Below are 22,673 nucleotides of genomic sequence, written 5' to 3'. Positions count from 1 at the left end.
AGGGCGACGAGACCGTGAACACCAGCTCTGCCGAGGGCGACGACACCGCGAGCACGAGCTCTGCCGAGTGCGACGAGAGCGCCCCCGCCAAGGACGGAGACCGCGACCGTGCTGCGGCCCCGTCTGGAGCACCCCACGCCACGCGGCGCGCGTCGGCACGGCCTGCCGACGGTGGCCGGCATTCGCACACAACCCCTTCGGACATGGCTCCTTCGGACACGGCCCTTTCGGACACAGCGTCTTCGGGCGCGACCTCTTCGCACACAGCCCCTTCGGCTGCACCGCCATCGCACGCAGTCCCTTCGCAGGCGGCGTGGCCGGATTCTCCTCCCGAGGACGCCTCCCCACGTCACACCCACGCCGGGCCTCGGCCTGCGGGGGACTGCCGGCATGGCCAGGGCACGTGCCGGTGCGACGGCGAGGCGCGGTGCTCGCGTGCGACGCAGGCACCGGGAACAGCACAGGGGGCATCGGCAACGGCGCCCGGCGGGCCGGGACCGGAGCCGGAGACACCACCCGGGAGGGCATCGAGAACAGCACCGGGAGCCGGGCGAGGGACGCGCGGAGCGGCGCAGTGTGCGTCACCGGGAGCGGCGCCAGGAGCGGCGCAGGGTGCGTCACCGGGGGCAGCTCCGGAAGCGTCGGCAGGCACGCCGCCTGGGGCGTTCCCGGGGACGGCGTTGGGGGCGTCACTGGGACCAGCGTTGGGGGCGTCGTTGGGGAGGGTGCCGGGATTGTTACTGGCCACCGGGCAGGTACTGCCCATCTCCAGCGTGCACCGCCTCGCCCGCACCTCAACCCTCGTGCGGATCGTCATGAACGCCGAGGGGCAGGTCCTCGACATGGGCCGAAAAGTCCGCCTGGCCACCCCCGCCCAACGACGGGCCGTGTTCGCGCGCTACGCCACCTGCTGGATCGACGGCTGCCCCCTGCCCGCGACCATGTGCCAGATCGACCACGCCGACAACTGGAGCACCGGCGGGCTCACCGACCTGAAGCTGCTCGGCCCGGCCTGCCAGTTCCACAACCGCGACCGCTACCAGCACCCCGAGCGCTACACCCGCCGCAAAGAAGGCCCCGACCGCTGGGCCTTCACCTACCACCGCCTGGGAACAGCCCGGCGACTACGGGAATGAGGCGGGGAGCCCCGCCCCGGCGCGCTGTGGGATTGCGTCGCCGCCCGTTCCCGGGGGTAGGAGTTCCAAGACGGGGACGGGAGGCGCATGACCGAGATCAACGTGCTGCTCGACGCGCTCATCGACGCGATCAGCTCCCAGGACGAGGAGCGACTGCTCCGCTGCTACAGCCCGGGGGCCGTGTTCGTCACGCCCGCGGGCGTGATGGAGGGGCACGAGCAGGTCGGCTGGTACTTCCGGCAGCTCTTCACGGCGTATCCCGACACGCACAACGAGACCACCGCGCGGGCCGTCCTCGGCGACACCATCGTCACGGAGTGGACCTTCGAAGGCACCCACACCGGGGTGCTGCTGCTGCCGGGCGGCACGGAGATCATGGGCAGCGGCCGCCGCGTGGTCCTCCCGGCGGCGGCCGCCTACACGATGGGCGACGACGGCGTGTTCGCCAGCGGGCGGATCTACTACGACCAGATGGCGTTCTACCGTCAGACGGGCTGCCACCTGCGTCTGCGCAGGACCGCCTGATCTCCCCATACTGGAGCGTGGACTCCGGCCCGCCGCTGCGCGACATCGGCTGCTTCGCCCTGGTCGCCCGGCACCTCAGCTTCTCCCGCGCCGCCGCCGAGCTGGGCGTCTCCCAGCCTGCCGCGAGCCAGGCCGTCGGCCGTCTCGAACGCGCGCTCGGGGTCCGCCTGTTCGAGCGGACCAGCCGGGAGGTCCACCTGTCGCCGGCCGGCAAGGCGCTGCTGCCGTACGCCGAGGCGCTGCTGGAGTCGGCCGACGCCTTCTCGGCCGAGGCGAGACGGCTCGCCGCGCCGGAGGGCGCCGCCGTCCGCCTGGCCTATCCCCCGCCGGCCGGCGGCCTCGCGGCGCGGATCGCCCGCCGGATGGCACGCCATGATCCCCCGGCCGAGGTGGAGCTGTGCCCGGCCGGCCGGGCCGCCGCCCTGGCCGCCCTCGCCGCCGGCGAGGTGACCGCGGCCATCCTCGCCGCTCCCTTCCCCCGGGAGCTGACCACCGCCGCCCGTTTCCACGTGCCCGTCGGGCATCTGGCCGTGCCGGCCGGGGACCCGCTCGCCGGCCTGCCCCGCCTGCAGCCCGAACGGCTCGCGCGCCACCGCGTCCTGCTGCCGCGCAAACGCCCGCCCGGCGGGATGTGGGCGCGGCTCGCCGCCCGGATCGGGCCGCACCGGCAGCACGTGGTGGCCGACGAGATCGACGACTTCGCCGCCGCGCTCGACCTCGTCGCGGCGGGCGTCGGCCTGCTGCCCACTCCTTCCCTGGTCGTGACCTCCGTCCGCAGGGAGGACGTCGCCTTCGTCCCCCTGGACGCGGGCGACCTGCGCCTGACGTACGCGCTCGCCTGGCGGGGCGAACGGCTGTCGGCCGGGTTGATGGCACTCGTGCGCACGGCGCAGGAGTGCCTCTGGACGAGGTAGCGCCGGCGGGTTCCCGGCGGACGCGAGAAAGTTTCATGCCGCCTCTCGCGGCCGGGCCGTCCGCGTGCCCTGAGAACCGGCAGGTGACCGGCGTGGCGTCGTGGATTCGACCACATGCTGTCGCAGCTTCCTGACAGAGGATTACTTGAACTCTTGACCTGTGGCATCCCCGTCAGCATTCTTGGGACTACGCCGCCCAGCGCGTATTCGCCGTCGAATAAGCGTGGTGCGGCCACGTGGCCCACGGGCGAACCGCCGAAGCCGTCAGCGACGACGCTGCTTATTCGGCCTTTGACCAGCGGTTCTTGGTCCTTTGCTCGCACAACCGCGCGGCTTCGCGCCGCCGGACGTCCAATCCGCCGACAATGTGAGCCACGGAACGCAGGAAATACCGGCCTATTTACTTCGCCATGACCACGAATAGGCGGTGGCCGGATTTTCCCGTTTCTCTTTCGCCGGGGTCCCGGTTTTCCGGCGTGTTCCCGTCGGCCGGCCGGATCACGTCCGCGCGCATACGGCGCGGCCCGTACGGCCGACACGACAAGAAGGTGATCAGATGAAAACGGACCAGTTCAGGGGACCAGTCCTCTCGCTTTTCCGCATCGTGACGGGACTGCTGTTCGTCTGCCACGGCGCGGCGACGATCTTCGGCGTGCTGGGCGGCAACCGCGGCACCGGTCACGCCCTGGCGTTCGGCACGTGGCCGGGCTGGTGGGCGGCGGCCATCCAGCTGGTCTTCGGGACGCTCGTCCTCGCCGGGCTGCTCACCCGCGTCAGCGCGCTGCTGTGCTCCGGCTCGATGGCGTACGCGTATTTCACCGTGCACGCACCGCAGGGCCTGTTCCCGATCCAGAACGGCGGCGAGGCGGCGGCGATGTTCTGCTGGTCGTTCTTCCTCATCGTGATCTTCGGGCCCGGCGTCTGGGCGCTGGACACGCTGATCCACCGCGTGCGGCACCAGGAGGCCGAGACGTACGCGCCCGCACCGGCGCAGGCCCAGGCGTAGCCGCATCGCGCCACCGCCCGTAGGGCGAACTCGACGCGCCGGGTCCGCCACGACCCGTGCGTGAACACTCGCGGCCGGACGTCACACAGGCGTCCGGCCGCGACCGCGTGAACCTGCTCGGCCTCTCGTCCGACTGTGCAATAGGACGGGAGGACGAGATGACCGACGAGCTGCTGGTGGTGCGCGCCCAGTTGGGCGAGCGCGCGGCGCTGGCCGAGCTGGTGGCCCGCTGGCGGATGCCCGTGTGGACGTACGTGCGGCGCATGCTGGACGCCGAGCGGGCCGACGACGTCACCCAGGAGATCTGGCTGGCCGTGATCCGCGGCCTTCCCCGGTTGCGGGAGCCCGCCCGGTTCGCGCCCTGGCTGTTCACCATCGCGCGCCGGTCGGTCACCGACCGCCTGCGCGGCCAGTACGCCAGGGAACACGAGCACGCGCACGAGGCCCTGGCGGCCGACGACGTGATCGTCGACGACCCCGTGGACGCCGCGGTGGACCGCGCCGAGCTGGTGAGCCTCCTGTCGGGTCTGCCCATGCCGGAACGGGAGATCCTCGTCCTGTTCTACCTGCAGGACCTCTCGGTGGAGGACTGCGCGCAGATCTGCGAGATCCCCGCCGGGACGGTCAAGTCGCGGCTCAACCGCGCCCGTCGCCTGTTGCGCGCGCATCTGGAGGAGAAGGGATACCGGCCATGACCGAGGAGCCGCGGCTGTCGGCGCGGGAGCTGATCGAGCGACTCGAACCCGCGCTGTCCCGCGCCAGGCGCATCCGCGCGGTGACGGCGCTGCTGACCGGGCTGTCCGGCACGGTGTTCATGGCCGCCCTGTGGGGAGGCGAGCCCGGCCCGCTGCCCGGCCGTACGCAGGCGATGTTCGCCCTCCTCACCGCCGTCTGCCTGGCCTGGGCGGGTTACGGCGGATGGCTTCTCATGCGCCGGGTGCCGCTGTTCGCCGCCGACCGGGTGATCGCCGCGTGGATCGCCCTGGCCGCCTCGCTGGTCACCACCGCCGCCCTCGCCGTGCTGGCGGTGCGGCGCGGCACCGGCCTCGCCCCGGTGCTGGCGGCCGGAGGGCTGTTCGTGGCGACCGCTCTGGTGCTGGCCGTACGCGCCCATGCCCGCCGGGCGGCGCTGCTGCGCCGGGCCCGGGAACTCGCGCGGGCGCATCCGTCCCCGCCCCGCACGCACCCGTCCGAGAACTGACCCGCAAACAAGACGAGCGAAAGGCGCTTTCCATGGCACACAATCCGAAGCTCATCCGCCGCCGGTTCGGCAGCACCGCGTTGCTCGTGGTGACCCTCGTCGTCGCCGCGATCCTCCTCGTGGGTGTGCTCATGCTGCTGCTGTGAGCGTGGCGCCGGGCTGAAAGTTTCAGCTCAGCGACCTGCCGCGACCCTCCTGAACTGGACATATCACTCCGTGACCGGAGCGTGCTTGGATCGCGCCACTTCGCGTACGCACCATCCGGGCGGGAGCTCTCCCGAGATCGTCCCGCCCGTTTCCGGGGCGGCCCCGCACGGCGGGGCCGGCCCGTCGTCCTTTCCGAGGGGCACGTGATGCGACTACCGCGACGGCTGCTGAGCGCGAGCACGGCGACCGCACTGGCCGGCGCCCTGCTGGCCGTCACCTCGACTTCCACCCCCGTTGCGGCCGCCTCCTTCAACTACGGCGAGGCGCTGCAGAAGTCGTTCCTCTTCTACGAGGCGCAGGAGTCGGGGCACCTCCCGTCCACCAACCGGGTGACCTGGCGGGCCGACGCGACCGTCAACGACGGCAAGCCGGCCGGGGTGGACCTGTCCGGCGGCTTCTACGACGCGGGCGACCACGTGAAGTTCGGCTTCCCGATGGCGGCCATGACCACCACGCTGGCCTGGGGCGGCGCGGACTACCGGGCGGCCTATGAACGCTCGGGCCAGCTGCCCTACCTGCTGAACACGCTCCGGCAGGCGGACGACTACTTCATCAACGCCCATCCCGAGCCGAACGTGCTGTACGTGCAGGTCGGCGACGGCGGCGAGGACCACTCCTACTGGGGCGCGCCCGAGACCGTCGAGGCCAAGGGCCACAAGCGGCCGGTCTACAAGATCACCGCGTCGTGCCCGGGCACCGACGTCGCCGCCGAGACCGCCGCCGCGATGGCCGCGTCGTCGGTCGTCTTCCGGCCGACCGACCCGGCGTACTCCGACACGCTACTCACCCACGCCAAGCAGCTGTTCACGTTCGCCGACACCACCAAGGGCACGAACGGCCGCGACACGGCGTACGTGAACTGCGTCGGCGCCGCCCAGGGGTTCTACAACTCCACCGGCGAGGGCGGGCAGGTCGAGGGCGCCACGAAGATGTACTGGGACGAGCTGGCCTGGGCCTCGGTCTGGCTCTACCGGGCCACCGGCACCACGAGCTACCTCGACCGGGCGCGTGAGTTCTACCCGAAGATGGGCACCCAGGAGGACCCGGGCGGCAACGGGCAGCAGGTGCCGGTCTTCAACTTCGGCTTCGGCTGGAACGACAAGCAGTACGCCGTCTACGAGCAGATGGCCGAGCTGACCGGCGAGCAGAAGTACAAGGACGACGTCCAGCGCTACCTCGACTACTGGACGGTCGGATACAAGGGCAAGAAGGGCACGATCACGCCCGGCGGCCTCGCGTACATCTTCTACTGGGCCTCGCTGCGCATGGCCGCCAACACGGCCTTCGTCGCCCTGAAGTACGCCGACTTCCTCGGCTCGGGCGACCCGCTCTACGCGCGCTACCACGACTTCGGCAAGCGGCAGGTCGACTACGCCCTGGGCGACAACCCGCGCCACTCCAGCTACATGATCGGCTTCGGGACCAACCCGCCGCGCAACCCGCACCACCGCGGCGCGCACGGCGCCTGGACCAACGCCGGCCCCGACGGCGAGCCCGCCGTCAGCAGGCACATCCTGTACGGCGCGCTGGTCGGCGGCCCGGACGGCGCCGACGCCTACACCGACAGCCGCGGCGACTACGTGAAGAACGAGGTCGCGCTCGACTTCAACTCCGGCATCACCAGCTCGCTCGCCGTCCTCTACGGCGAGTACGGCGGCACGCCCCTGGCCACGCTGCCCACCGAGACGCCCGACGGCCCGGAGTTCTCCCTGGAGCCGGCCATCACCCACTCGAGCCGGGAGACGGCGGCCAAAACGTTCGTCATCAACAAGTCGGCCTGGCCGGCGACCGTGCTCGACAAGGCGAAGTTCCGCTACTACTTCACCCTGGACGGCTCGACGACGGCGAGCCAGGTCACGGTGAGCACGTCCTACACCCAGTGCAAGCAGCCCACGGGGCCGCACCTGCTGGAGGGCCGCACCTACTACGCCGAGGTCGACTGCACCGGCACGCTCATCTTCCCCGGTGGGCAGTCGGAGTATCGCCGCGAGGTGCAGCTCCGCATCGGGGTGGCCGACGGCGCGACGTGGGACCCGTCCAACGACTGGTCGGCCAAGGGCGCGGACCACATGACCCTGTACGGCAACGACGGCCGCGTCATCTGGGGCACGGCGCCCGGCGTCGAACCCTCCCCGGGCCCGTCGCCGTCTGCCTCGCCGTCCCCGTCGCCGTCCGCGTCTCCGTCGGCGTCGCCCTCGGCGTCCCCGTCACCCAGCCCGTCCACCTCGCCCAGCCGGTCGCCGTCCCCCTCGCCCAGCCCGTCGCCCAGCCCGTCGCCGTCCCCCTCGGCCGGGGGCGCGTGCAAGGTGTCGTACACGACCAACGACTGGGGCGGCGGGTTCACCGCGACCGTCACGATCACCAACATCGGCACCACCGTGCTCGACGGCTGGACCCTGAGGTTCACCTTCCCCGGCAACCCGCGGATCACCCAGGGCTGGTCGGCCACCTGGACCCAGAACGGCGCCGCCGTGACCGCCGCCAACCTCGACTGGAACAGGACCATCAACCCCGGCCAGTCGATCCAGATCGGCTTCCAGGGCACCTACACCGGATCCAACCCCAGCCCGGCCGTGTTCACCGTCAACGGCATCACCTGCTCCTGAGACGAGGCCATCCATGAGACTCCTGTCCCTGGGCGGGGTGGCCGCCATGCTGGCCGCCCTGCTCGTCCCGGGCCCGGCGCCCGCCCTTGCGGCGAGCTCGTACAACTACACCGAGGCCCTGCAGAAGTCGATCTACTTCTACGAGGCGCAGCAGTCGGGCAGGAAGCCCGATTGGAGCCGCGTGGAGTGGCGCGGCGACCGCACGCTGAACGACGGGAAGGCCGCCGGGGTCGACCTGTCCGGCGGCTGGTACGACGCGGGCGACCACGTCAAGTTCGGCTTCCCGATGGCGTTCACGACCACGATGCTGGCCTGGGGCCTGGTCGAGAACCGCACCGGCTACGGCACCCAGCTCACGCCCATGCTGAACAACCTCAAGTGGGCCACCGACTATCTGATCGCCGCCCATCCGGAGCCGGAGACGCTGTACGTCCAGGTGGGCGACGGCAGCGTCGACCACGCCTACTGGGGCCCGCCCGAGGTGATCGACATCAAGGGCATGGCGCGGCCGGTCTACAAGATCACGCCGACGTGCAAGGGCACCGACGTCGTCGCCGAGACGGCGGCGGCCATGGCGGCCTCCTCGATGGCCTTCCGGCCCGCCGACCCGGCGTACGCCGACACGCTGCTCACCCACGCCAGGCAGCTGTTCACGTTCGCGGACACCACCAAGGGCACCAACGGCCAGGACACGGCGTACACGAGTTGTGTGCCGGGCATCTCCGGCTACTACAACTCGACCTGGGAGGGCGGCGCCGACCACCCGGGCGCGACCAAGATGTACTGGGACGAGTTGGCCTGGGCGGCCGTTTGGCTCTACCGGGCCACCGGCACCGGGAGCTATCTCGACAAGGCCCGCGACTTCTACCCGAAGATGGGCGGCGAGCCCGACGTGGGCCAGGGCGCGGGCGGGACCACGGTGCCCGCCTACACCTTCGGCCTCGGCTGGAACGACAAGGAATACGGCGTCTACGCGCTGATGGCCACCCTGACGGGCGAGCAGCAGTACAAGGACGACGTCCAGCGCTACCTCGACTACTGGACGGCCGGATACAAGGGCAAGAAGGGACCGGTCACCCCCGGCGGCCTGGCGTACATCTTCAACTGGGCGTCGCTGCGCATGGCGCTGAACACCGCCTGGGTGGCCCTCGTCTACGCCGACCACCTCGGGCCCGACGACCCGCTCTACGCCCGCTATCACGACTTCGCCAAGCGGCAGGTCGACTACGCCCTCGGGGACAATCCCCGCCACTCCAGCTACATGGTCGGATTCGGGACCAACCCGCCGACCCACGTCCACCACCGGGCGGCCAGCGGCCAGTATCTCGGCTACATGAGCGACACCACCGGCCCGAACCTGCACGTCCTGTACGGCGCGCTCGCCGGCGGCCCGGACCAGACCGACGCCTACACCGACAGCCGCACGGACTACGTCCGCAACGAGGTGGCCATCGACTACAACTCCGGCATCACCAACGTGCTCGCGCGGTTCGCCAAGGAGTACGGCGGGACGCCGGTGGCGAACTTCCCCGCGCCGGAGGAGAAGTACGACGAGATCCGCGCCGAGACCGGCAACGTCTACACCGGTGTGGACGGCACCTCGATGACCGTCACCATCACCAACACGTCGAACTGGCCGCCGCGCGTCCTCCAGTCGGGCAAGGCGCGCTACTACTTCACGCTCGACGGCTCCACCTCCGCCTCCCAGGTGAAGGTGACCGGCGGAGACAGCAACGGCTGCGCCGTGAGCGGGCCGACGCTCGCACAGGACCGCACCTACTACGCCGAGGTCGACTGCACGGGCAGGCCCATCTATCCCGGCGACGCCCAGCTCTACAAGCGCGGCACGCAACTGCGGATCTCGGTGCCGAACGGCGCGACCTGGGACCCGTCCAACGACTGGTCGGCGTCGGCGGCGTCGCACGTGCCGGTGTACGACGGGAACACGCTGGTGTGGGGCACGCCGCCCGGCGGCACGCCCAGCCCGTCGCCCTCGCCGTCTCCCTCTCCCTCTCCCTCGCCGTCACCGTCGGCCTCGCCGTCGGCTACGCCGTCGCCTTCCGTGGACACCACGCCGCCGAGCGCGCCCACCGGGCTGTGGGTCTGCGGAGCGGACTTCGTCAACGCCGTCCCGATGTGCTGGACGGCCTCGACCGACGACACCGGGGTCACCGGCTATGACGTCTACATGAGGCAAGGCACCGGCTTCACCAAGATCGGTTCGACGACCAGGACCCTCTACGTCGCGGAGGGGCTGGTCGCCGGCACGAGCTACACGTTCTACGTGGTGGCCAGGGACGCCGCCGGCAACACCAGCGAACCCTCGAACACACTCACCGCCACCGCCCAGTCGGGCCTGCCCACCGCGTCTCCCAGCCCGTCCCCGTCCCCCGGCGGCGGCTGCAAGGTGACGTACGCGACGAACGACTGGGGCAGCGGGTTCACCGCGACCGTCACGATCGCCAACACGGGCACCACGGCGATCAACGGCTGGACCTTGAAGTTCGCCTTCTCCGGCAACCAGAAGATCAGCCCGCCCGGCTGGTCGGCCACCTGGACGCAGAGCGGCGCGAACGTCACCGCCGCCAACCTCGACTGGAACAGGACCATCAACGCCGGTCAGTCCGTCGAGATCGGCTTCCAGGGCACCTACACCGGATCGAACCCCAAGCCCACCGCCTTCACCCTCAACGGCACCACCTGCTCGTGATCCCCCACTCGTGGTCCGGCGCACCCTGGTGCGCCGGACCACTCTCACAGAGAGGTGACTTCCATGTCCGTCCGAGGACTCCCCAAAGCCGGAGCCGTACGAGCCGGTCTCGGGGCCGGTCTTCTGGCTGCCGGTCTCCTGGGGACCGGTCTCCTGGGGGCCGGCCTCGCCCTCGCCGCGGCGACCTTCTCGCCGGCCTTCGCGGCCGCCGGGGACACCACCCCGCCCGGCGCTCCGGGAGCGCTGTTCCACTGCCCGCTGCCCGCGGCCCCCGGATCGGGTCTCGGCATCGGCGTGTCGCTGTGCTGGGGCGCCGCGACCGACGACGTCGGCGTCACCGGCTACGACGTCCAGGTGAAGCAGGACGGCGCCTTCACCACCATCCGCACCACGACCGGCACGGGTTCCATCGTCAGCGGCCTCACCCTGGGGCAGTCGTACACGTTCCGGGTGATCGCCAGGGACGCCGCGGGGAACGCGGGCCCGCCGTCCAACGAGGTCACGGCGAGCGCGAACTACCTCACCGGCGTGCCGCCGTCCAGTCCCCCGCCCAGCCCGACGCCGATCGACCGGACCCCGCCGACGCGTCCCGAGGGGCTGGGGCCGTACAGCGTCTACATCAACGGAGCGGCCGGCCTCACGTGGACCCGCTCGACGGACGACGTGGCGGTCTCCGGCTACGAGGTGTACGCCTGGATCGACGGCGCCTTCGGCAAGGTGCCGGCCCAGATCTCCGAACAGGCCGGCGACAAGGTCCTCGCGATCGTGGGCGACCTCACTCCCGGACGCGACTACCTGTTCTACGTCGTGGCGAAGGACGCCGCCGGCAACCTCAGCGCGCCCTCCGACCTGGCCCGCCAGCGGGCCATGGTCGAGCCGCCCGTCGCCGGCCCGAGCCCCGGAACCGGAACGGACACCACACCGCCCGGCACCCCGACCGGGCTGACGTCCGTGACCGGGATGCCCATACCCAACGGCGTCTTCCTCGCCTGGAACACCGTCAGCGACGACAGCGGCGTGCCGCCCAAGTATGACCTCTTCCGGCGGACCGGCCACGGCTACGCCTACGAGGGCGAGAACGGCACCCCCCGCGACATCGTCTCGGGCCTCGAAGGAGGCAAGCCCTACACCTTCCAGGTCGTCGCCCGCGACGCCGCCGGCAACCTGAGCTACCCCTCGGCGCCGTACACGGCCGTCGCGCAGCCCGGCGAAACGTCCTCGCCCAGCCCGTCGCCGTCCCCGTCGTCCGGCATCGCCTGCACGGTGGCGTACACGGCCACCACCTGGGGCGGCGGGTTCACCGCCAGCGTCACGATCACCAACACCGGCACCACCGCCATCTCGGGATGGAAGCTCGGCTTCGGCTTCCCGCTCGCCTCCCAGCGGGTCACCAACGGATGGTCGGCCGTCTGGACCCAGTCCGCAGCCGCCGTCACGGCAGAGAACTACGAATGGAACAAGACGATCAAGCCGGGACAGTCGCTGTATCTCGGCTTCAACGGCGCCCACTCCGGCGAGAACCCCTCGCCCGCCGCCTTCACCCTCAACGGCGCCACCTGCTCCTGAGACGCCCCGAGCGGCCCGGCCGTCCCCCCGCGGACGCGCCGGGCGGCGACCGGCGTGCCCGCCATCGAGACCTGAGGCGATGGGAGCCGGTGCGCGCGCACCTGCCGTGGCAGCTCGACATCTACGAGATCAGCGACTCCGGCTGAGTCCCGCGTAGAGGCCGACATGGCCGCCGGGGACTGGGAAGATACGGGGATGACCGACGCTCTGCCCGGGCTTGAACCGGGCGCCGACTCCGCGCTTCCCATGCCGCCGAGGCGGGTGGCCGGATACGAGATCGAGGACGAGCTGCGTGCCGCCGGTGCGGTCCACATCGCTGGTGTGGACGAGGTCGGCCGCGGTGCGTGGGCGGGCCCGGTGGTGGTCTGCGCGGCCGTCACGGCCTTCGGCCCGCCGCCCGAGCTGCCCGGACGCGGGGAGCGCACGATCAAGCTGACCGACTCCAAGCTGCTCGGCCCGGCCCAGCGGGAGGCGTTCGCCGAGGTCCTGCCGGATTGGCTCACCTGTCACGCGTACGGCGCGGCCGAGCCGGAGGAGATCGACGAGGTCGGCATGACCGAGGCACTGCGCCGGGCCGCGTGCCGGGCGCTGGAGTCCCTGCCGCTGCGGCCCGACCTGGTGCTCCTCGACGGCGCGCACGACTTCCTCGGCCGGCCGTGGCGGGTGCGGTGCGAGGTCAAGGCCGACCAGCGTTCGGTGTCGGTGGCCGCGGCGTCGGTCCTGGCCAAGGTGCACCGCGACCGCTTGATGGCGGAGATCGGCGAGGAGCACCCGGCGTACGGCTTCGCCGCCAACGCGGGCTACCCCTCCCCCGTCCATCAGCAGGCGCTGGCGGAGACGGGGCCGACCCCGCACCACCGGCTCTCGTGGTCGTACCTAGACGACCTTCCCCAGTGGCGGCACCTGCGCAAGCACCGCGATCCCCTCGCCGGTTCCGGCCAGATGACCCTCCTCTGACACCCCGGCAGCGGGCCGGTCACGGCACAGCCCATACAAGGCGCGGCCGTGAAAGCCATCGAACTTGCAGCTCAGACCCGGCCTTCCCACTCCGGCGGGGTGTAGCGCGTGAACATCTCCGTACGATCCTGGAACGCGTCCTGGACGGCCTCCTCGTAACCCGGGCGCGCGTAAGCGATCGCACGTAGCCGCCACTGACGCAACAGCGCCTGCACCTGATTGAAGCGGGCCAAGTCGTGTGCGGCGTCCAAAGCCTCGTCATACTCCGCCCGGAACGAGGCGCGGTGGGACGGCGGAAGCGCCTCGAAGATCGCGGACGGGTCCTCACCCGGATCGTGGCGCCCTACGGGATCCACAGGCTGAGCGGTCATGTCAGGATGTGGGGGGTGGGGCGACGTCGCCGGGGGTGAGGCCCATGCCGTCGGGGACGGCGGCGGGGTCGGAGCCGACGTGCAGCGGCTTGTTGTCCTTGTCGACGAAGACGACGCGAGGCTTGAGCGCCTTGACCTCCTCCTCGGCGACCAGCGCGTACGCGATGATGATCACGAGGTCGCCGACCGAGATGAGCCGGGCGGCGGCGCCGTTGATGCCGATGACGCCGGAGCCCGCCGGGCCCTCGATCACGTAGGTGGACAGGCGGTTGCCGTTGTCGATGTCGACGATGTCGACCTTCTCACCCTCGACGAGGTCGGCCTCGGCCATCAGGTCCGCGTCGATCGTCACCGAGCCGACGTAGTGCAGGTCGGCCTGCGTGACGGTCGCGCGGTGGATCTTCGACTTCATCAGCGTGCGGAACATGGTCTCCCACCGGGGTGCGGACTGCCCTCCTTATGAGCGCCCTCGATGCTATGTCACACGCCCGACCGGCAGGACCGCGGCCCGGCTACGGCGACCGCTGCCGCCGTGGCCGGGCCGTTCCTGCGCCTGTGTCAGGCCCCGGCGGCGGGCCCGGCGTATTCGACCGACGCGTCGAGCAGCCACTCCGCGACGTACCCCGCGAAGGACGAGCGGACCAGCAGGCGGAAGCCGTCCTCACCGGCGACCAGGACGACTCCCGCCCTGGCCAGCGTGGTCTGGGCGCACCGGCCCGGGCCGAACACCCGGGGGTGCAGGTCCAGCGTGCAGCCGTGGGCCAGCACGTCCCGCGCCCGGTCCCCGGCGACCACCAGGGTGGTGCGCTGGGCCGACACGTCGACGACCGAGACGTGCTCGCCGCCGGCCGCCTCGGTGAGACGCGCCACCAGGCCGGGGGCGGCGCCGTCCGGGGCGAGGAGCACCCACTCGTCCGGCCCGAGCCAGAGCGCCTCAAGGTCCCCGCCGCCCGCGACGGTGCCGGGCTCCACCGGCAGCGGCACGCCGATCGCGGTCCCGATCCGCTCCGCCGCCGGGCTCTTGGGGTCCACCCGGAGGTTGACCTGGGTCAGGAACGGGATCTCGGCCAGGCGCAGGCCGCCGCCCGCGCTCGCCGCCTCGAACCTGGCCGCGTACGCCGCGGCCGGACTCCTGCGCCCAGCTATCGGCACAGCCATCGACACAGCCACCGTCGAGTCAGCCATCGCGGCGCGCTCCTTCCGGGTCGTACAGAACGTGGGAGGTCACGGTGACGGGCACCAGGTCCGCCCCGACCGGCGCGTACAGCCGCTCGCCGATCCGCTCGCGCCCGCCGCTCACCAGCGCCAGCGCGAACGTACGGCCCAGCGCGGCGCTGCGATAGCTGGAGGTGACGAAGCCGAGCGTCGGCACCGGCGGCTCGGGCAGCGCCGAGGTCTCCACGAGGTGGGCGCCCTCGGGCAGCAGCACGCCGGGGTCCTCGGGCAGCAGGCCGACCAGGTGCTTGCGGTCGGGCCGGGAGGTGTCCGCCCGGGCGAAGGACCGCTTGCCGACGAAGTCGGCCTTCTTCTTCGAGACGATCCACTCCATGCCGAGGTCCTGCGGGGTGACCGTGCCGTCGGTGTCCTGGCCGACGATGGGGAACCCCTTCTCGGCGCGCAGCACGTGCATGGTCTCGGTGCCGTACGGCGTGACCTCGCCGGACGCCATGACCGCCTCCCACAGGGCGAGCCCGAACCAGGAGGACACGTTGATCTCGTAGGCCAGCTCGCCGGAGAAGCTGATCCGGCACACGCGCGCCTCGATCCCGGCGACCTCGGCGTCCCGCCAGGTCATGAACGGGAAGCTGTCGTTGTCCACCGCCAGGCCGGGCGCGAGCCGCGCCAGCACCTCGCGGGAGCGCGGCCCGACGAGCGCCACGGTCGCCCACTGCTCGGTGACCGACGTGCAGTGCACCCGCAGGTCCGGCCACTCGGTCTGCAGCCACTCCTCCATCCAGTCGAGCACCGCCGCCGCGTTGCCCGTGGTCGTGGTGACGAGGAAGCGGTCGTCCGCCAGGCGGATGACGGTGCCGTCGTCGAAGACCATGCCGTCGGGGCGGCACATCACGCCGTAGCGGATGGAGCCGACCTTGAGCGTGCTCATCATGTTCGTGTAGAGCCGGTCGAGGAGCACCGCGGCGTCGGGGCCGACCACGTCGATCTTTCCGAGCGTGGAGGCGTCCATCGCGGCCACGTCCTCGCGGGCCGCCCGGCACTCGCGCAGCACGGCGGACTCCATGTCCTCACCCGCCCGCGGGTAGTACCAGGGCCGCTTCCACTGGCCGACGTTCTCGAACAGCGCACCGCGCGCGACGTGCCACTCGTGCATCGCGGTGACGCGCACCGGGTCGTGCAGGTGCCCCCGGTCGCGGCCCGCCAGCGCGGCGAACGAGACCGGCGTGTACGGCGCGCGGAACGTCGTGGTCCCCAGCTCGGAAACGTCCACGCCGAGCGCGTGCGCCACGACGCCGCTGGTCAGCAGGCCGGACGTCTTGCCCTGGTCGTGGGCCGTGCCCGCCGTGGTGTAGCGCTTGACGTGCTCGACCGAGGTGAGCCCGGCGCCCGTCGCGCGCAGCACCTCCGCCACGGTGACGTCGCGCTGCAGGTCCACGAAGTGGGCGTCGTAGTCGTCGCTTTCCACAAGCCACAGGTGCTCGGCGGGCGCGGCGGCCGGTTCCTCCCCTGCGGACGGCAGAGCGATCCCGGCCGGTACGGCGAAGCCGGCGGCGGCCAGCGCGCGGCGGCCGGCCTCGGCGCCGTCTTCCAGGCAGGCCCGCAGCGTGCGGGCGCCAGTGCCCCCGACACCCCTCGCGAACCCGGCGGCCTCCACCGCCTGGCGGGTCTCGCCGGGCGTGAACGCGCCCAGCTCCTCGTCGTACCGCAGCGTGCCCCCGGCCTGGCTGAACAGGTGCACCACCGGCGTCCAGCCGCCGGACACGAGCAGCAGGTCGGCCGCGATCTCGCGGGCCTCTCCCCCCTCTCGCCGGGAGACTTCGACCGAGGAGACCTCGCCCTCGCCCCTGGCGGCGGTGACCACGTGACCGGTCAGCAGTTCGATACCGCGCCCGGCGCAGCGGGCCGCCCACGCCTCGCCCGGAGCCTGCCGTACGTCGGCGATCGCGGCGATCTCGACGCCGGCGTCGGCGAGGTCGAGCGCAGCGGCGTACGCGCTGTCGTTGGTGGTGAACACGACCGCCCGCGACCCCGGAAGCACCCGGTAGTGGTTCGCGTAGGTGCGGGCCGCGCCCGCCAGCATCACGCCGGGCAGGTCGTTCCCGGCGAAGGCGACGAACCGCTCGTGGCCGCCGGTCGCCAGCACCACGCGCCTGGCCCGGATGCGCCAGACGCGCTCGCGCGCCACGTCGGCGGGGGCCGCCGCGCCCAGGTGGTTCGTCCGGCGCTCCACCGCGATGACGTAGTTGTCGTCGTAGTGACCGACGACCGTGGTGCGGCGCAGCACCCGCACGTCCGGCAGGGCGGCCAGCGCTGCGACCTCCCGGGCCGCCCAGTCGCGGCCCGGCCCGCCGTCGAGCGTCTCGGTCGTGCCGAGCAGGCTGCCGCCCGGCTCGGGCCGCTCGTCGGCGAGGATCACCCGCGCACCGGCCCGCGCGGCCACACTCGCGGCGGCGATGCCGGCCGGTCCAGCGCCGACCACGAGCACGTCGCAGTGGGCGTGCACGGCGTCGTAACGCGCCGGGTCGGGCCGGTCGGCGAGCCTGCCCTGTCCCGGCAGGCCCGTGGCGACCAGGCCGTCGCACAGCTCGACGGTCGTGGCGGTGAGCATCGGCTCGGGGAAGGGCTCCTCGATCTGGACGAGCGCGTTCGGCTCCTCGCAGCCCGCGGCGTAGACGCCGCGCGGGCGGCCGAGCTTGATGCTGCTCGCCACCGCGCGCACGCCGTTGGCCAGCAGCGCCGAGGCCAGCGTGTCGCCCTCCAGGCCCTCGTAGTCGCGGCCGTCGAACCGGAAGCGCAACGTCTTGCCCGTCGCCCCCTCGCGACGGTACGGCTGAGCCCCGCTCATCGGCTCGCTCCGCTCGCTCATGCCGTCACCGGCCGCGGCTCGCCCACGCGGTAGACGGCGTGGATCTCGTTGGTGGCGGTGTCGCGTACGGCGTTGAACCAGCGGCGGCACCCGGCCGTGTGGCTCCACCGCTCCGCGAACAGGCCCTTGGGGTTGTCGCGGAAGAACAGGTAGCGGGCCCACTCCTCGTCGGAGAGGGCGGCCGGGTTCTCCGGATAGGCGACATGGGCCTGCCCCCCGTAGTGGAACTCGGCCTCGTCCCGCGGCCCGCACCACGGGCAGGGAATCAGCAGCATTCTGTCTGTCTCCGGTGTTAATGCGCGACGGCGGCGGCGCCGTGCTCGTCGACGAGCTTGCCGGTCGTGAACCGGTCGAGCGAGAAGGGGGCGTTGAGCGGGTGGGGCTCGCCGGTGGCCACAGTGTGGGCATAGCACCAGCCGACGCCCGGGGTGGCCTTGAACCCTCCGGTGCCCCAGCCGCAGTTGACGTACAGGTCCTCGACGGGGGTGAGGCCGACGATCGGCGAGGCGTCGGGGGTCACGTCGACCACGCCGCCCCAGGTCCGCAGCACGTGCGCCCGGGCGAAGACCGGGAACAGCTCCAGCGCCGCCGACATCTGCCGCTCGATGATGTGGAACGCGCCGCGCTGCCGGTAGGAGTTGGCGGCGTCGATGCCCGCGCCCATGACCAGCTCGCCCTTGTGCGCCTGGCTCACGTAGACGTGCACCGCGTTGGACATGACCACGGTCGGGTGCACCGGTTCGAGCAGCTCCGACACCAGCGCCTGCAGCGGGTGGCTCTGCAGCGGCAGCGACACCCCGGCATACCCGGCGACGACCGAGGAGTGCCCGGCGGCGGCGAGCGCGACCTTCTTGGCGGCGATCGGGCCGCGGGTGGTCTGGACGCCGGTCACCCGGCCGTCGCGCACGTCGAGGCCGGTCACCTCGCAGTGCTCGATCATGTCGACCCCGAGGTCGGCCGCCGCCTTGGCGAAGCCCCACGCGACGTAGTCGTGCTTGGCGATGCCGGCCCGGGGCTGATAGGTGCCGCCGAGCACCGGATAGCGCACGTGGGGCGAGATGTCGACGATCGGGCAGACCTCCTTGACCTGCTCCGGCGTCAGCCACTCGGCGTCCACGCCGTTGAGCCGGTTGGCGTTGACCCGGCGCACGCTGTCGCGTACGTCCTGCAGGCTGTGCGCGAGGTTGAGCACGCCGCGCTGGCTGAACAGCAGCGGATAGCCGAGGTCCTCCTCCAGCCCCTCCCACAGCTTCAGCGCGTGCTCGTAGATGCCCACGCTCTCGTCCCACAGGTAGTTGGACCGGATGATCGTGGTGTTGCGGGCCATGTTGCCGCCCGCGAGCCAGCCGCGCTCCAGCACGGCGACGTTCGTGATGCCGTGGTTCTTGGCCAGGTAGTACGCCGTCGCCAGGCCGTGCCCGCCACCGCCGACGATCACCACGTCGTACGCGCGCTTGGGCTCCGCCGGGCGCCACAGGCGGTCGGGGTGGTCGGGCAGGTCGGCGCCCGGCGTCCTCAGAGTCACTGAGTCTCTCCGTTCAGGCCGGGGTAGAGCGGGTGCTTGGCGGCGAGGGCCTCGACCCGGGTGCGCAGCGCCGTCAGGTCCGCGCCGGGGCGCAGCGCCTGGGCGATCACGTCGGAGACCTCCTCGAACTCGGCGCGGGCGAAGCCCCGGGTGGCCAGGGCCGGGGTGCCGATCCGCAGTCCCGAGGTGACCATCGGGGGCCGGGGGTCGAACGGCACCGCGTTGCGGTTGACCGTGATCCCGGCCTCGTGCAGCCGGTCCTCTGCCTGGCGGCCGTCCAGCTCCGACTCGCGCAGGTCGACCAGCACCAGGTGGACGTCCGTCCCGCCGGACAGCACCCGTACGCCCGCCTCGGCGGCGTCGGGGGCGAGCAGGCGGTTCGCGAGGATCTGCGCGCCCTCCAGCGTGCGGCGCTGCCGGTCGCGGAACCACTCGCCCGCCGCGATCTTGAACGCGACGGCCTTGGCCGCGATGACGTGCTCCAGCGGGCCGCCCTGCTGGCCGGGGAACACCGACGAGTTGATCTTCTTGGCCAGGTCCTCGGTGGAGAGGATCACCCCGCCGCGCGGGCCGCCGAGCGTCTTGTGGGTGGTCGTGGTGACGACGTGCGCGTGCGGGACCGGCGACGGGTGCAGCCCCGCCGCGACCAGCCCGGCGAAGTGCGCCATGTCGACCATCAGGTAGGCCCCGACCTCGTCGGCGATCCGCCGGAAGGCGGCGAAGTCGAGGTGGCGCGGGTAGGCCGACCACCCCGCGATGATCAGCTTGGGCCGGTGCTCGCGGGCGAGCCGCTCGACCTCGTCCATGTCCACGAGGCTGTCGCTCTCGCGCACGTGATAGGCCACCACGTTGTAGAGCCGGCCGGAGAAGTTGATCCGCATGCCGTGGGTGAGGTGGCCGCCGTGGGCGAGGTCGAGACCGAGGATCGTGTCGCCCGGTTCGAGCAGCGCGGACATGGCCGCGGCGTTGGCCTGCGCCCCCGAGTGGGGCTGCACATTGGCCGCCTCGGCGCCGAACAGCGCCTTCACCCGGTCGATCGCCATCTGCTCGATCACGTCGACGTTCTCGCAGCCGCCGTAGTAGCGCCTGCCCGGGTAGCCCTCGGCGTACTTGTTGGTGAGCACCGAGCCCTGCGCCTGCATCACCGAGACGGGCGCGAAGTTCTCCGAGGCGATCATCTCCAGCGTGGTCCGCTGGCGGCGCGTCTCCTCACCGATCGCCGCCGCGACCTCGGGGTCGGTCTCGGCGAGCGGCGCGTCCATCACCGAATCGTTCACTTCAGTCCTCACTAGCTGCGCAGCCGTTCCATGGCGGGGTCGAACAGGGGCTCCTCGGCGACCACGGCGGTCACCCGCCGGTCGAAGTAGCCGATCTCCAGCGTCCGTCCCGGCGTGGCGAGCTCGGCGGGCAGCCAGGCGTAGGCGATGCCCTTGCCGATCGTGTAGCCGAAGGCCGCGCTGGTGACGTAGCCGACGGCGCTGTCGCCGTCGTACACCGGCTCCTTGCCCATCACGACCTGGGTGGGATCGTCGATGGTGAGGCAGGCGAGGCGGCGGCGCACGTTCTCCTTGCGCCGCTCCAGCGCCTCACGGCCGATGAAGTCCTTGTCCAGCTTCACCGCGAACCCGAGCCCGGCCTCGTACGGGTCGTGCTCGTAGGTCATGTCGGTGCCGAAGGACCGGTAGCCCTTCTCCAGCCGCAGGCTCGCGAACGCGCCGCGCCCGCCGGCGATGATGCCGTGCTGCTGCCCGGCCTCCCAGAGCGTGTCCCACAGCTTGGCGCCGAGGTCGGCGGTGGTGTAGAGCTCCCAGCCCAGCTCGCCGATGTACGACAGCCGCAGCGCGGTGACCGGCACGGTGCCGATGTACGCCTTCTTCGCGCGGAAGTAGCGGAAGCCCTGGTTGGAGAAGTCGGCGTCGGTCAGCGGCTGGACGAGGTCGCGGGCGCGCGGGCCCCAGACGCCGAGGCAGCAGGTGCCGGCCGTGATGTCGCGGACCATGACCGAGCCGTCCGCGGGCAGGTGGCGGTGGAACCAGTCGAGGTCGAGGTTGCCGTTGGCGCCCACCTGGAACACGTCGCGGCCCAGCCGGGCGACGGTCACGTCGCTGCGGATGCGGCCGTCGGTGTCGAGCAGCAGGCAGTAGGTCACCGAGCCGACCGACTTGTCCATCTGGCCCGTCGTCAGCCGCTGGAGGAAGGCGAGGGCGCCGGGGCCCGCGACCTCCAGCCGCTTCAGCGCGGTCATGTCGTAGAGCGCGACGGACTCGCGGGACGCCTGGGCCTCCGCGCCGACGATCGGCGACCAGTAGCGGGCCGCCCAGTCGTTGGGCGTGGGGATGTCGCGGCCCTCCAGCAGGCGGGCGTTCGCGCCGTACCACTGCGGCCGCTCGTAGCCGACGGCCTCAAGGAAGAACGCGTCCAGCTCGCGCTGCCGGGTGTGGAAGGGGCTCAGGCGCAGCGGCCGCGGCTCCTCCATCGGCTGGAGCGGGTGGATGATGTCGTAGACCTCGACGAAGTTCTGGCAGTCGCGGGCCGTCACATAGCCGGGCGCGAGCTGGTGCGGCTCGAAGCGGTTGACGTCGCACTCGTGCAGGTCGAACGACGAGCAGTGGCCGTCGACCAGCCATTCGGCCATCGCCTTGCCGACGCCCGCGGAGTGGGTCACCCAGACCGCCTCGGCGACCCAGAAGCCCTTGACCTCCGACGACTCGCCCAGGAGCGGCATGTGGTCCTGGGTGAAGGAGAACACGCCGTTGATGCCCTCGTCGATCTTCGCCGCGCGGGTGCCGGGCAGCAGCCGCTGGGTCTCAGTCCAGGCGTCCTCGAAGTCCTCCGGCGTGAACGTCAGCACCGAGGGCATGACCTCGGCCTCGTCCACCGGCAGCAGCTCCTCGGGCTTGACCGGCATCGGCCGGTGGCCGTAGTAGCCGATGCCGACGCCGTCGAACCGCTGGCGGTAATAGAGGTCGGCGTCCTGGTGGCGCAGGATCGGCAGCGTCGCCTCCTCCTCGCGTCCGGCGAGGTCGGGCACCTGCCCGGTCCAGGCGAGCTGGTGGGCGAGCGGGGTGAGCGGCAGCGGCATGCCGACCATGCCGGCGACCTTCGGGCCCCAGATGCCGGCGCAGCAGACCACGATGTCGGCGGGGATCTCGCCCTGGCCGGTCACCACCGCGGCCACCCGGCCGTCCTCGGTGCGGACGTCGAGCACCTCGTGCCGGTCCAGCACCCGCACCCCGCGCGACCTGGCCCGCCTGAGCTGCGCCTCGACCGCGCGTACGGCCTTGGCGAGGCCGTCCTTGGGAATGTGCAGGCCGCCCAGCACGACCTCGGGATCGACCAGGGGGAAGAGCTCGGCGCACTCGGCGGGGGTGAGCAGGTGCGACTCGACGCCCCACGACCTGGCCCAGCCGTGCCGCCGGTGCAGCTCGGCGAGCCGTTCCGGGCTGGTCGCGACCTCCAGTCCGCCGACCTGGAGAAAACAGGGCTCGCCGTCCACGTCGAGCGAGCTGAGCTTCTCGACGGTGTAGCGCGCCATCTCGGTCATGGTCTTCGACCCGTTGATCTGGAAGACCAGTCCAGGGGCGTGCGAGGAGGAGCCTCCGGTCGCTGGCACCGAGCCCTGGTCGACCACGGTGACGTCCGTCCAGCCCCGGGCCGACAGTTCGTCGGCGAGCGCCGCACCGACGACGCCTGCTCCGATGATGACGACGCGCGGGCCCGTCATACCCACCTCCGTTGTTGCATATCTTGTTGCGTTATTCGCAACATTATGCGCTTAACGCAACAAGCGTGACGCCTCATGATGCGGCTGTCAAGCATCAAAAACAGGACAAAAGGATGCCCGGTACCGAAGGGGGAAGATCGGTACCGGGCACGGGGTGAGGCCCGATCCGCGCACCCGATCACG

18 protein-coding genes are annotated in these 22,673 nt (G+C 71.7%); 10 read left to right on the top strand and 8 right to left on the bottom strand.

Translation table 11 applies throughout. The features are described 5' to 3' along the window. Positions 1 to 725: 725 nt before the first annotated feature. The 10 genes from FLX08_RS36655 to FLX08_RS36610 all read left to right on the top strand — a co-directional run bounded on the left by FLX08_RS36655 (position 726) and on the right by FLX08_RS36610 (position 12,828). The gene (locus FLX08_RS36655) at positions 726 to 1,136 is read left to right on the top strand and encodes an HNH endonuclease signature motif containing protein (RefSeq protein WP_167530719.1); all 411 of its coding nucleotides are present in this window, start codon (positions 726 to 728) and stop codon (positions 1,134 to 1,136) included. 87 nt (positions 1,137 to 1,223) lie between these two features. Further along, positions 1,224 to 1,661, top strand: coding sequence for an ester cyclase (locus tag FLX08_RS36650; protein ID WP_142624859.1), 438 nt, complete (start codon positions 1,224 to 1,226; stop codon positions 1,659 to 1,661). Between the two features lie 17 nt (positions 1,662 to 1,678). Beyond that, complete coding sequence (locus tag FLX08_RS36645; RefSeq protein ID WP_167530718.1) at positions 1,679 to 2,575, top strand: LysR family transcriptional regulator; 897 nt, start codon at positions 1,679 to 1,681, stop codon at positions 2,573 to 2,575. 556 nt (positions 2,576 to 3,131) lie between these two features. Then, complete coding sequence (locus tag FLX08_RS36640; protein WP_142624857.1) at positions 3,132 to 3,581, top strand: DoxX family protein; 450 nt, start codon at positions 3,132 to 3,134, stop codon at positions 3,579 to 3,581. A 158-nt stretch (positions 3,582 to 3,739) separates the two neighbouring features. Beyond that, positions 3,740 to 4,276: an RNA polymerase sigma factor gene (locus FLX08_RS36635; RefSeq protein ID WP_142624856.1), complete on the top strand. Its 537-nt coding sequence runs from the start codon at positions 3,740 to 3,742 to the stop codon at positions 4,274 to 4,276. Beyond that, entirely contained in the window at positions 4,273 to 4,782 is a 510-nt protein-coding gene (locus tag FLX08_RS36630) for a hypothetical protein (protein ID WP_142624855.1), read from the top strand. Before FLX08_RS36635 ends, FLX08_RS36630 begins: the two co-directional genes overlap by 4 nt. A gap of 353 nt (positions 4,783 to 5,135) precedes the next feature. Continuing rightward, the gene (locus FLX08_RS36625) at positions 5,136 to 7,595 is read left to right on the top strand and encodes a glycoside hydrolase family 9 protein (RefSeq protein WP_142624854.1); all 2,460 of its coding nucleotides are present in this window, start codon (positions 5,136 to 5,138) and stop codon (positions 7,593 to 7,595) included. Positions 7,596 to 7,608: 13 nt separating this feature from the next. Then, positions 7,609 to 10,305 (top strand): glycoside hydrolase family 9 protein, encoded by a 2,697-nt coding sequence (locus FLX08_RS36620; protein WP_142624853.1) that lies wholly within the window; start codon positions 7,609 to 7,611, stop codon positions 10,303 to 10,305. Between the two features lie 63 nt (positions 10,306 to 10,368). Next, a complete protein-coding gene (locus FLX08_RS36615) occupies positions 10,369 to 11,871 on the top strand; it encodes a cellulose binding domain-containing protein (RefSeq protein WP_142624852.1) in 1,503 nt (500 codons plus the stop codon). Between the two features lie 195 nt (positions 11,872 to 12,066). Then, positions 12,067 to 12,828 carry a ribonuclease HII gene (locus tag FLX08_RS36610; RefSeq protein ID WP_142624851.1) on the top strand — a complete coding sequence of 254 codons (762 nt, stop codon included), beginning with the start codon at positions 12,067 to 12,069 and terminating at the stop codon, positions 12,826 to 12,828. Positions 12,829 to 12,899: 71 nt separating this feature from the next. On the opposite strand, the gene FLX08_RS36605 is transcribed toward FLX08_RS36610, so the two are convergent. From FLX08_RS36605 to FLX08_RS36575, 8 genes are all read right to left on the bottom strand, one after another. Continuing rightward, positions 12,900 to 13,199: a DUF6247 family protein gene (locus FLX08_RS36605; RefSeq protein WP_142624850.1), complete on the bottom strand. Its 300-nt coding sequence runs from the start codon at positions 13,197 to 13,199 to the stop codon at positions 12,900 to 12,902. Position 13,200: 1 nt separating this feature from the next. Then, entirely contained in the window at positions 13,201 to 13,626 is a 426-nt protein-coding gene (gene panD, locus FLX08_RS36600; RefSeq protein WP_142624849.1) for an aspartate 1-decarboxylase, read from the bottom strand. A gap of 131 nt (positions 13,627 to 13,757) precedes the next feature. Beyond that, positions 13,758 to 14,384 carry a sarcosine oxidase subunit gamma gene (locus FLX08_RS36595; protein ID WP_142624848.1) on the bottom strand — a complete coding sequence of 209 codons (627 nt, stop codon included), beginning with the start codon at positions 14,382 to 14,384 and terminating at the stop codon, positions 13,758 to 13,760. After that, positions 14,377 to 17,220 carry a 2Fe-2S iron-sulfur cluster-binding protein gene (locus FLX08_RS36590; protein ID WP_208761899.1) on the bottom strand — a complete coding sequence of 948 codons (2,844 nt, stop codon included), beginning with the start codon at positions 17,218 to 17,220 and terminating at the stop codon, positions 14,377 to 14,379. The genes FLX08_RS36595 and FLX08_RS36590 overlap by 8 nt, the downstream gene beginning before the upstream one ends. Positions 17,221 to 17,237: 17 nt before the next feature. After that, positions 17,238 to 17,516 (bottom strand): sarcosine oxidase subunit delta, encoded by a 279-nt coding sequence (locus FLX08_RS41710; protein ID WP_208761896.1) that lies wholly within the window; start codon positions 17,514 to 17,516, stop codon positions 17,238 to 17,240. 17 nt (positions 17,517 to 17,533) lie between these two features. Beyond that, positions 17,534 to 18,766 (bottom strand): sarcosine oxidase subunit beta family protein, encoded by a 1,233-nt coding sequence (locus FLX08_RS36585; protein ID WP_142624847.1) that lies wholly within the window; start codon positions 18,764 to 18,766, stop codon positions 17,534 to 17,536. Continuing rightward, positions 18,763 to 20,028 carry a serine hydroxymethyltransferase gene (gene glyA, locus FLX08_RS36580; RefSeq protein ID WP_142624862.1) on the bottom strand — a complete coding sequence of 422 codons (1,266 nt, stop codon included), beginning with the start codon at positions 20,026 to 20,028 and terminating at the stop codon, positions 18,763 to 18,765. Before glyA ends, FLX08_RS36585 begins: the two co-directional genes overlap by 4 nt. A gap of 26 nt (positions 20,029 to 20,054) precedes the next feature. Further along, the gene (locus tag FLX08_RS36575; RefSeq protein WP_142624846.1) at positions 20,055 to 22,490 is read right to left on the bottom strand and encodes a GcvT family protein; all 2,436 of its coding nucleotides are present in this window, start codon (positions 22,488 to 22,490) and stop codon (positions 20,055 to 20,057) included. Positions 22,491 to 22,673: the final 183 nt, after the last annotated feature.

Source organism: Microbispora hainanensis, from assembly GCF_006874475.1.
Lineage (GTDB): Bacteria > Actinomycetota > Actinomycetes > Streptosporangiales > Streptosporangiaceae > Microbispora > Microbispora hainanensis.
The sequence above is the reverse complement of the archived record's forward strand: the minus strand, read 5'-3'. Positions and strand labels throughout refer to the sequence as shown.

Excerpts from the sequence above, each read along its gene's own strand:
- FLX08_RS36615 (WP_142624852.1), top strand. The coding sequence starts at position 10,369 with ATGTCCGTCCGAGGACTCCCCAAAGCCGGAGCCGTACGAGCCGGTCTC.
- FLX08_RS36620 (WP_142624853.1), top strand. The coding sequence starts at position 7,609 with ATGAGACTCCTGTCCCTGGGCGGGGTGGCCGCCATGCTGGCCGCCCTG.
- FLX08_RS36590 (WP_208761899.1), bottom strand. The coding sequence starts at position 17,220 with ATGAGCGGGGCTCAGCCGTACCGTCGCGAGGGGGCGACGGGCAAGACG.
- FLX08_RS36630 (WP_142624855.1), top strand. The coding sequence starts at position 4,273 with ATGACCGAGGAGCCGCGGCTGTCGGCGCGGGAGCTGATCGAGCGACTC.
- FLX08_RS41710 (WP_208761896.1), bottom strand. The coding sequence starts at position 17,516 with ATGCTGCTGATTCCCTGCCCGTGGTGCGGGCCGCGGGACGAGGCCGAG.
- panD (WP_142624849.1), bottom strand. The coding sequence starts at position 13,626 with ATGTTCCGCACGCTGATGAAGTCGAAGATCCACCGCGCGACCGTCACG.
- FLX08_RS36575 (WP_142624846.1), bottom strand. The coding sequence starts at position 22,490 with ATGACGGGCCCGCGCGTCGTCATCATCGGAGCAGGCGTCGTCGGTGCG.
- FLX08_RS36605 (WP_142624850.1), bottom strand. The coding sequence starts at position 13,199 with ATGACCGCTCAGCCTGTGGATCCCGTAGGGCGCCACGATCCGGGTGAG.
- FLX08_RS36625 (WP_142624854.1), top strand. The coding sequence starts at position 5,136 with ATGCGACTACCGCGACGGCTGCTGAGCGCGAGCACGGCGACCGCACTG.
- FLX08_RS36650 (WP_142624859.1), top strand. The coding sequence starts at position 1,224 with ATGACCGAGATCAACGTGCTGCTCGACGCGCTCATCGACGCGATCAGC.
- FLX08_RS36640 (WP_142624857.1), top strand. The coding sequence starts at position 3,132 with ATGAAAACGGACCAGTTCAGGGGACCAGTCCTCTCGCTTTTCCGCATC.
- FLX08_RS36635 (WP_142624856.1), top strand. The coding sequence starts at position 3,740 with ATGACCGACGAGCTGCTGGTGGTGCGCGCCCAGTTGGGCGAGCGCGCG.
- FLX08_RS36595 (WP_142624848.1), bottom strand. The coding sequence starts at position 14,384 with ATGGCTGACTCGACGGTGGCTGTGTCGATGGCTGTGCCGATAGCTGGG.
- glyA (WP_142624862.1), bottom strand. The coding sequence starts at position 20,028 with ATGGACGCGCCGCTCGCCGAGACCGACCCCGAGGTCGCGGCGGCGATC.
- FLX08_RS36610 (WP_142624851.1), top strand. The coding sequence starts at position 12,067 with ATGACCGACGCTCTGCCCGGGCTTGAACCGGGCGCCGACTCCGCGCTT.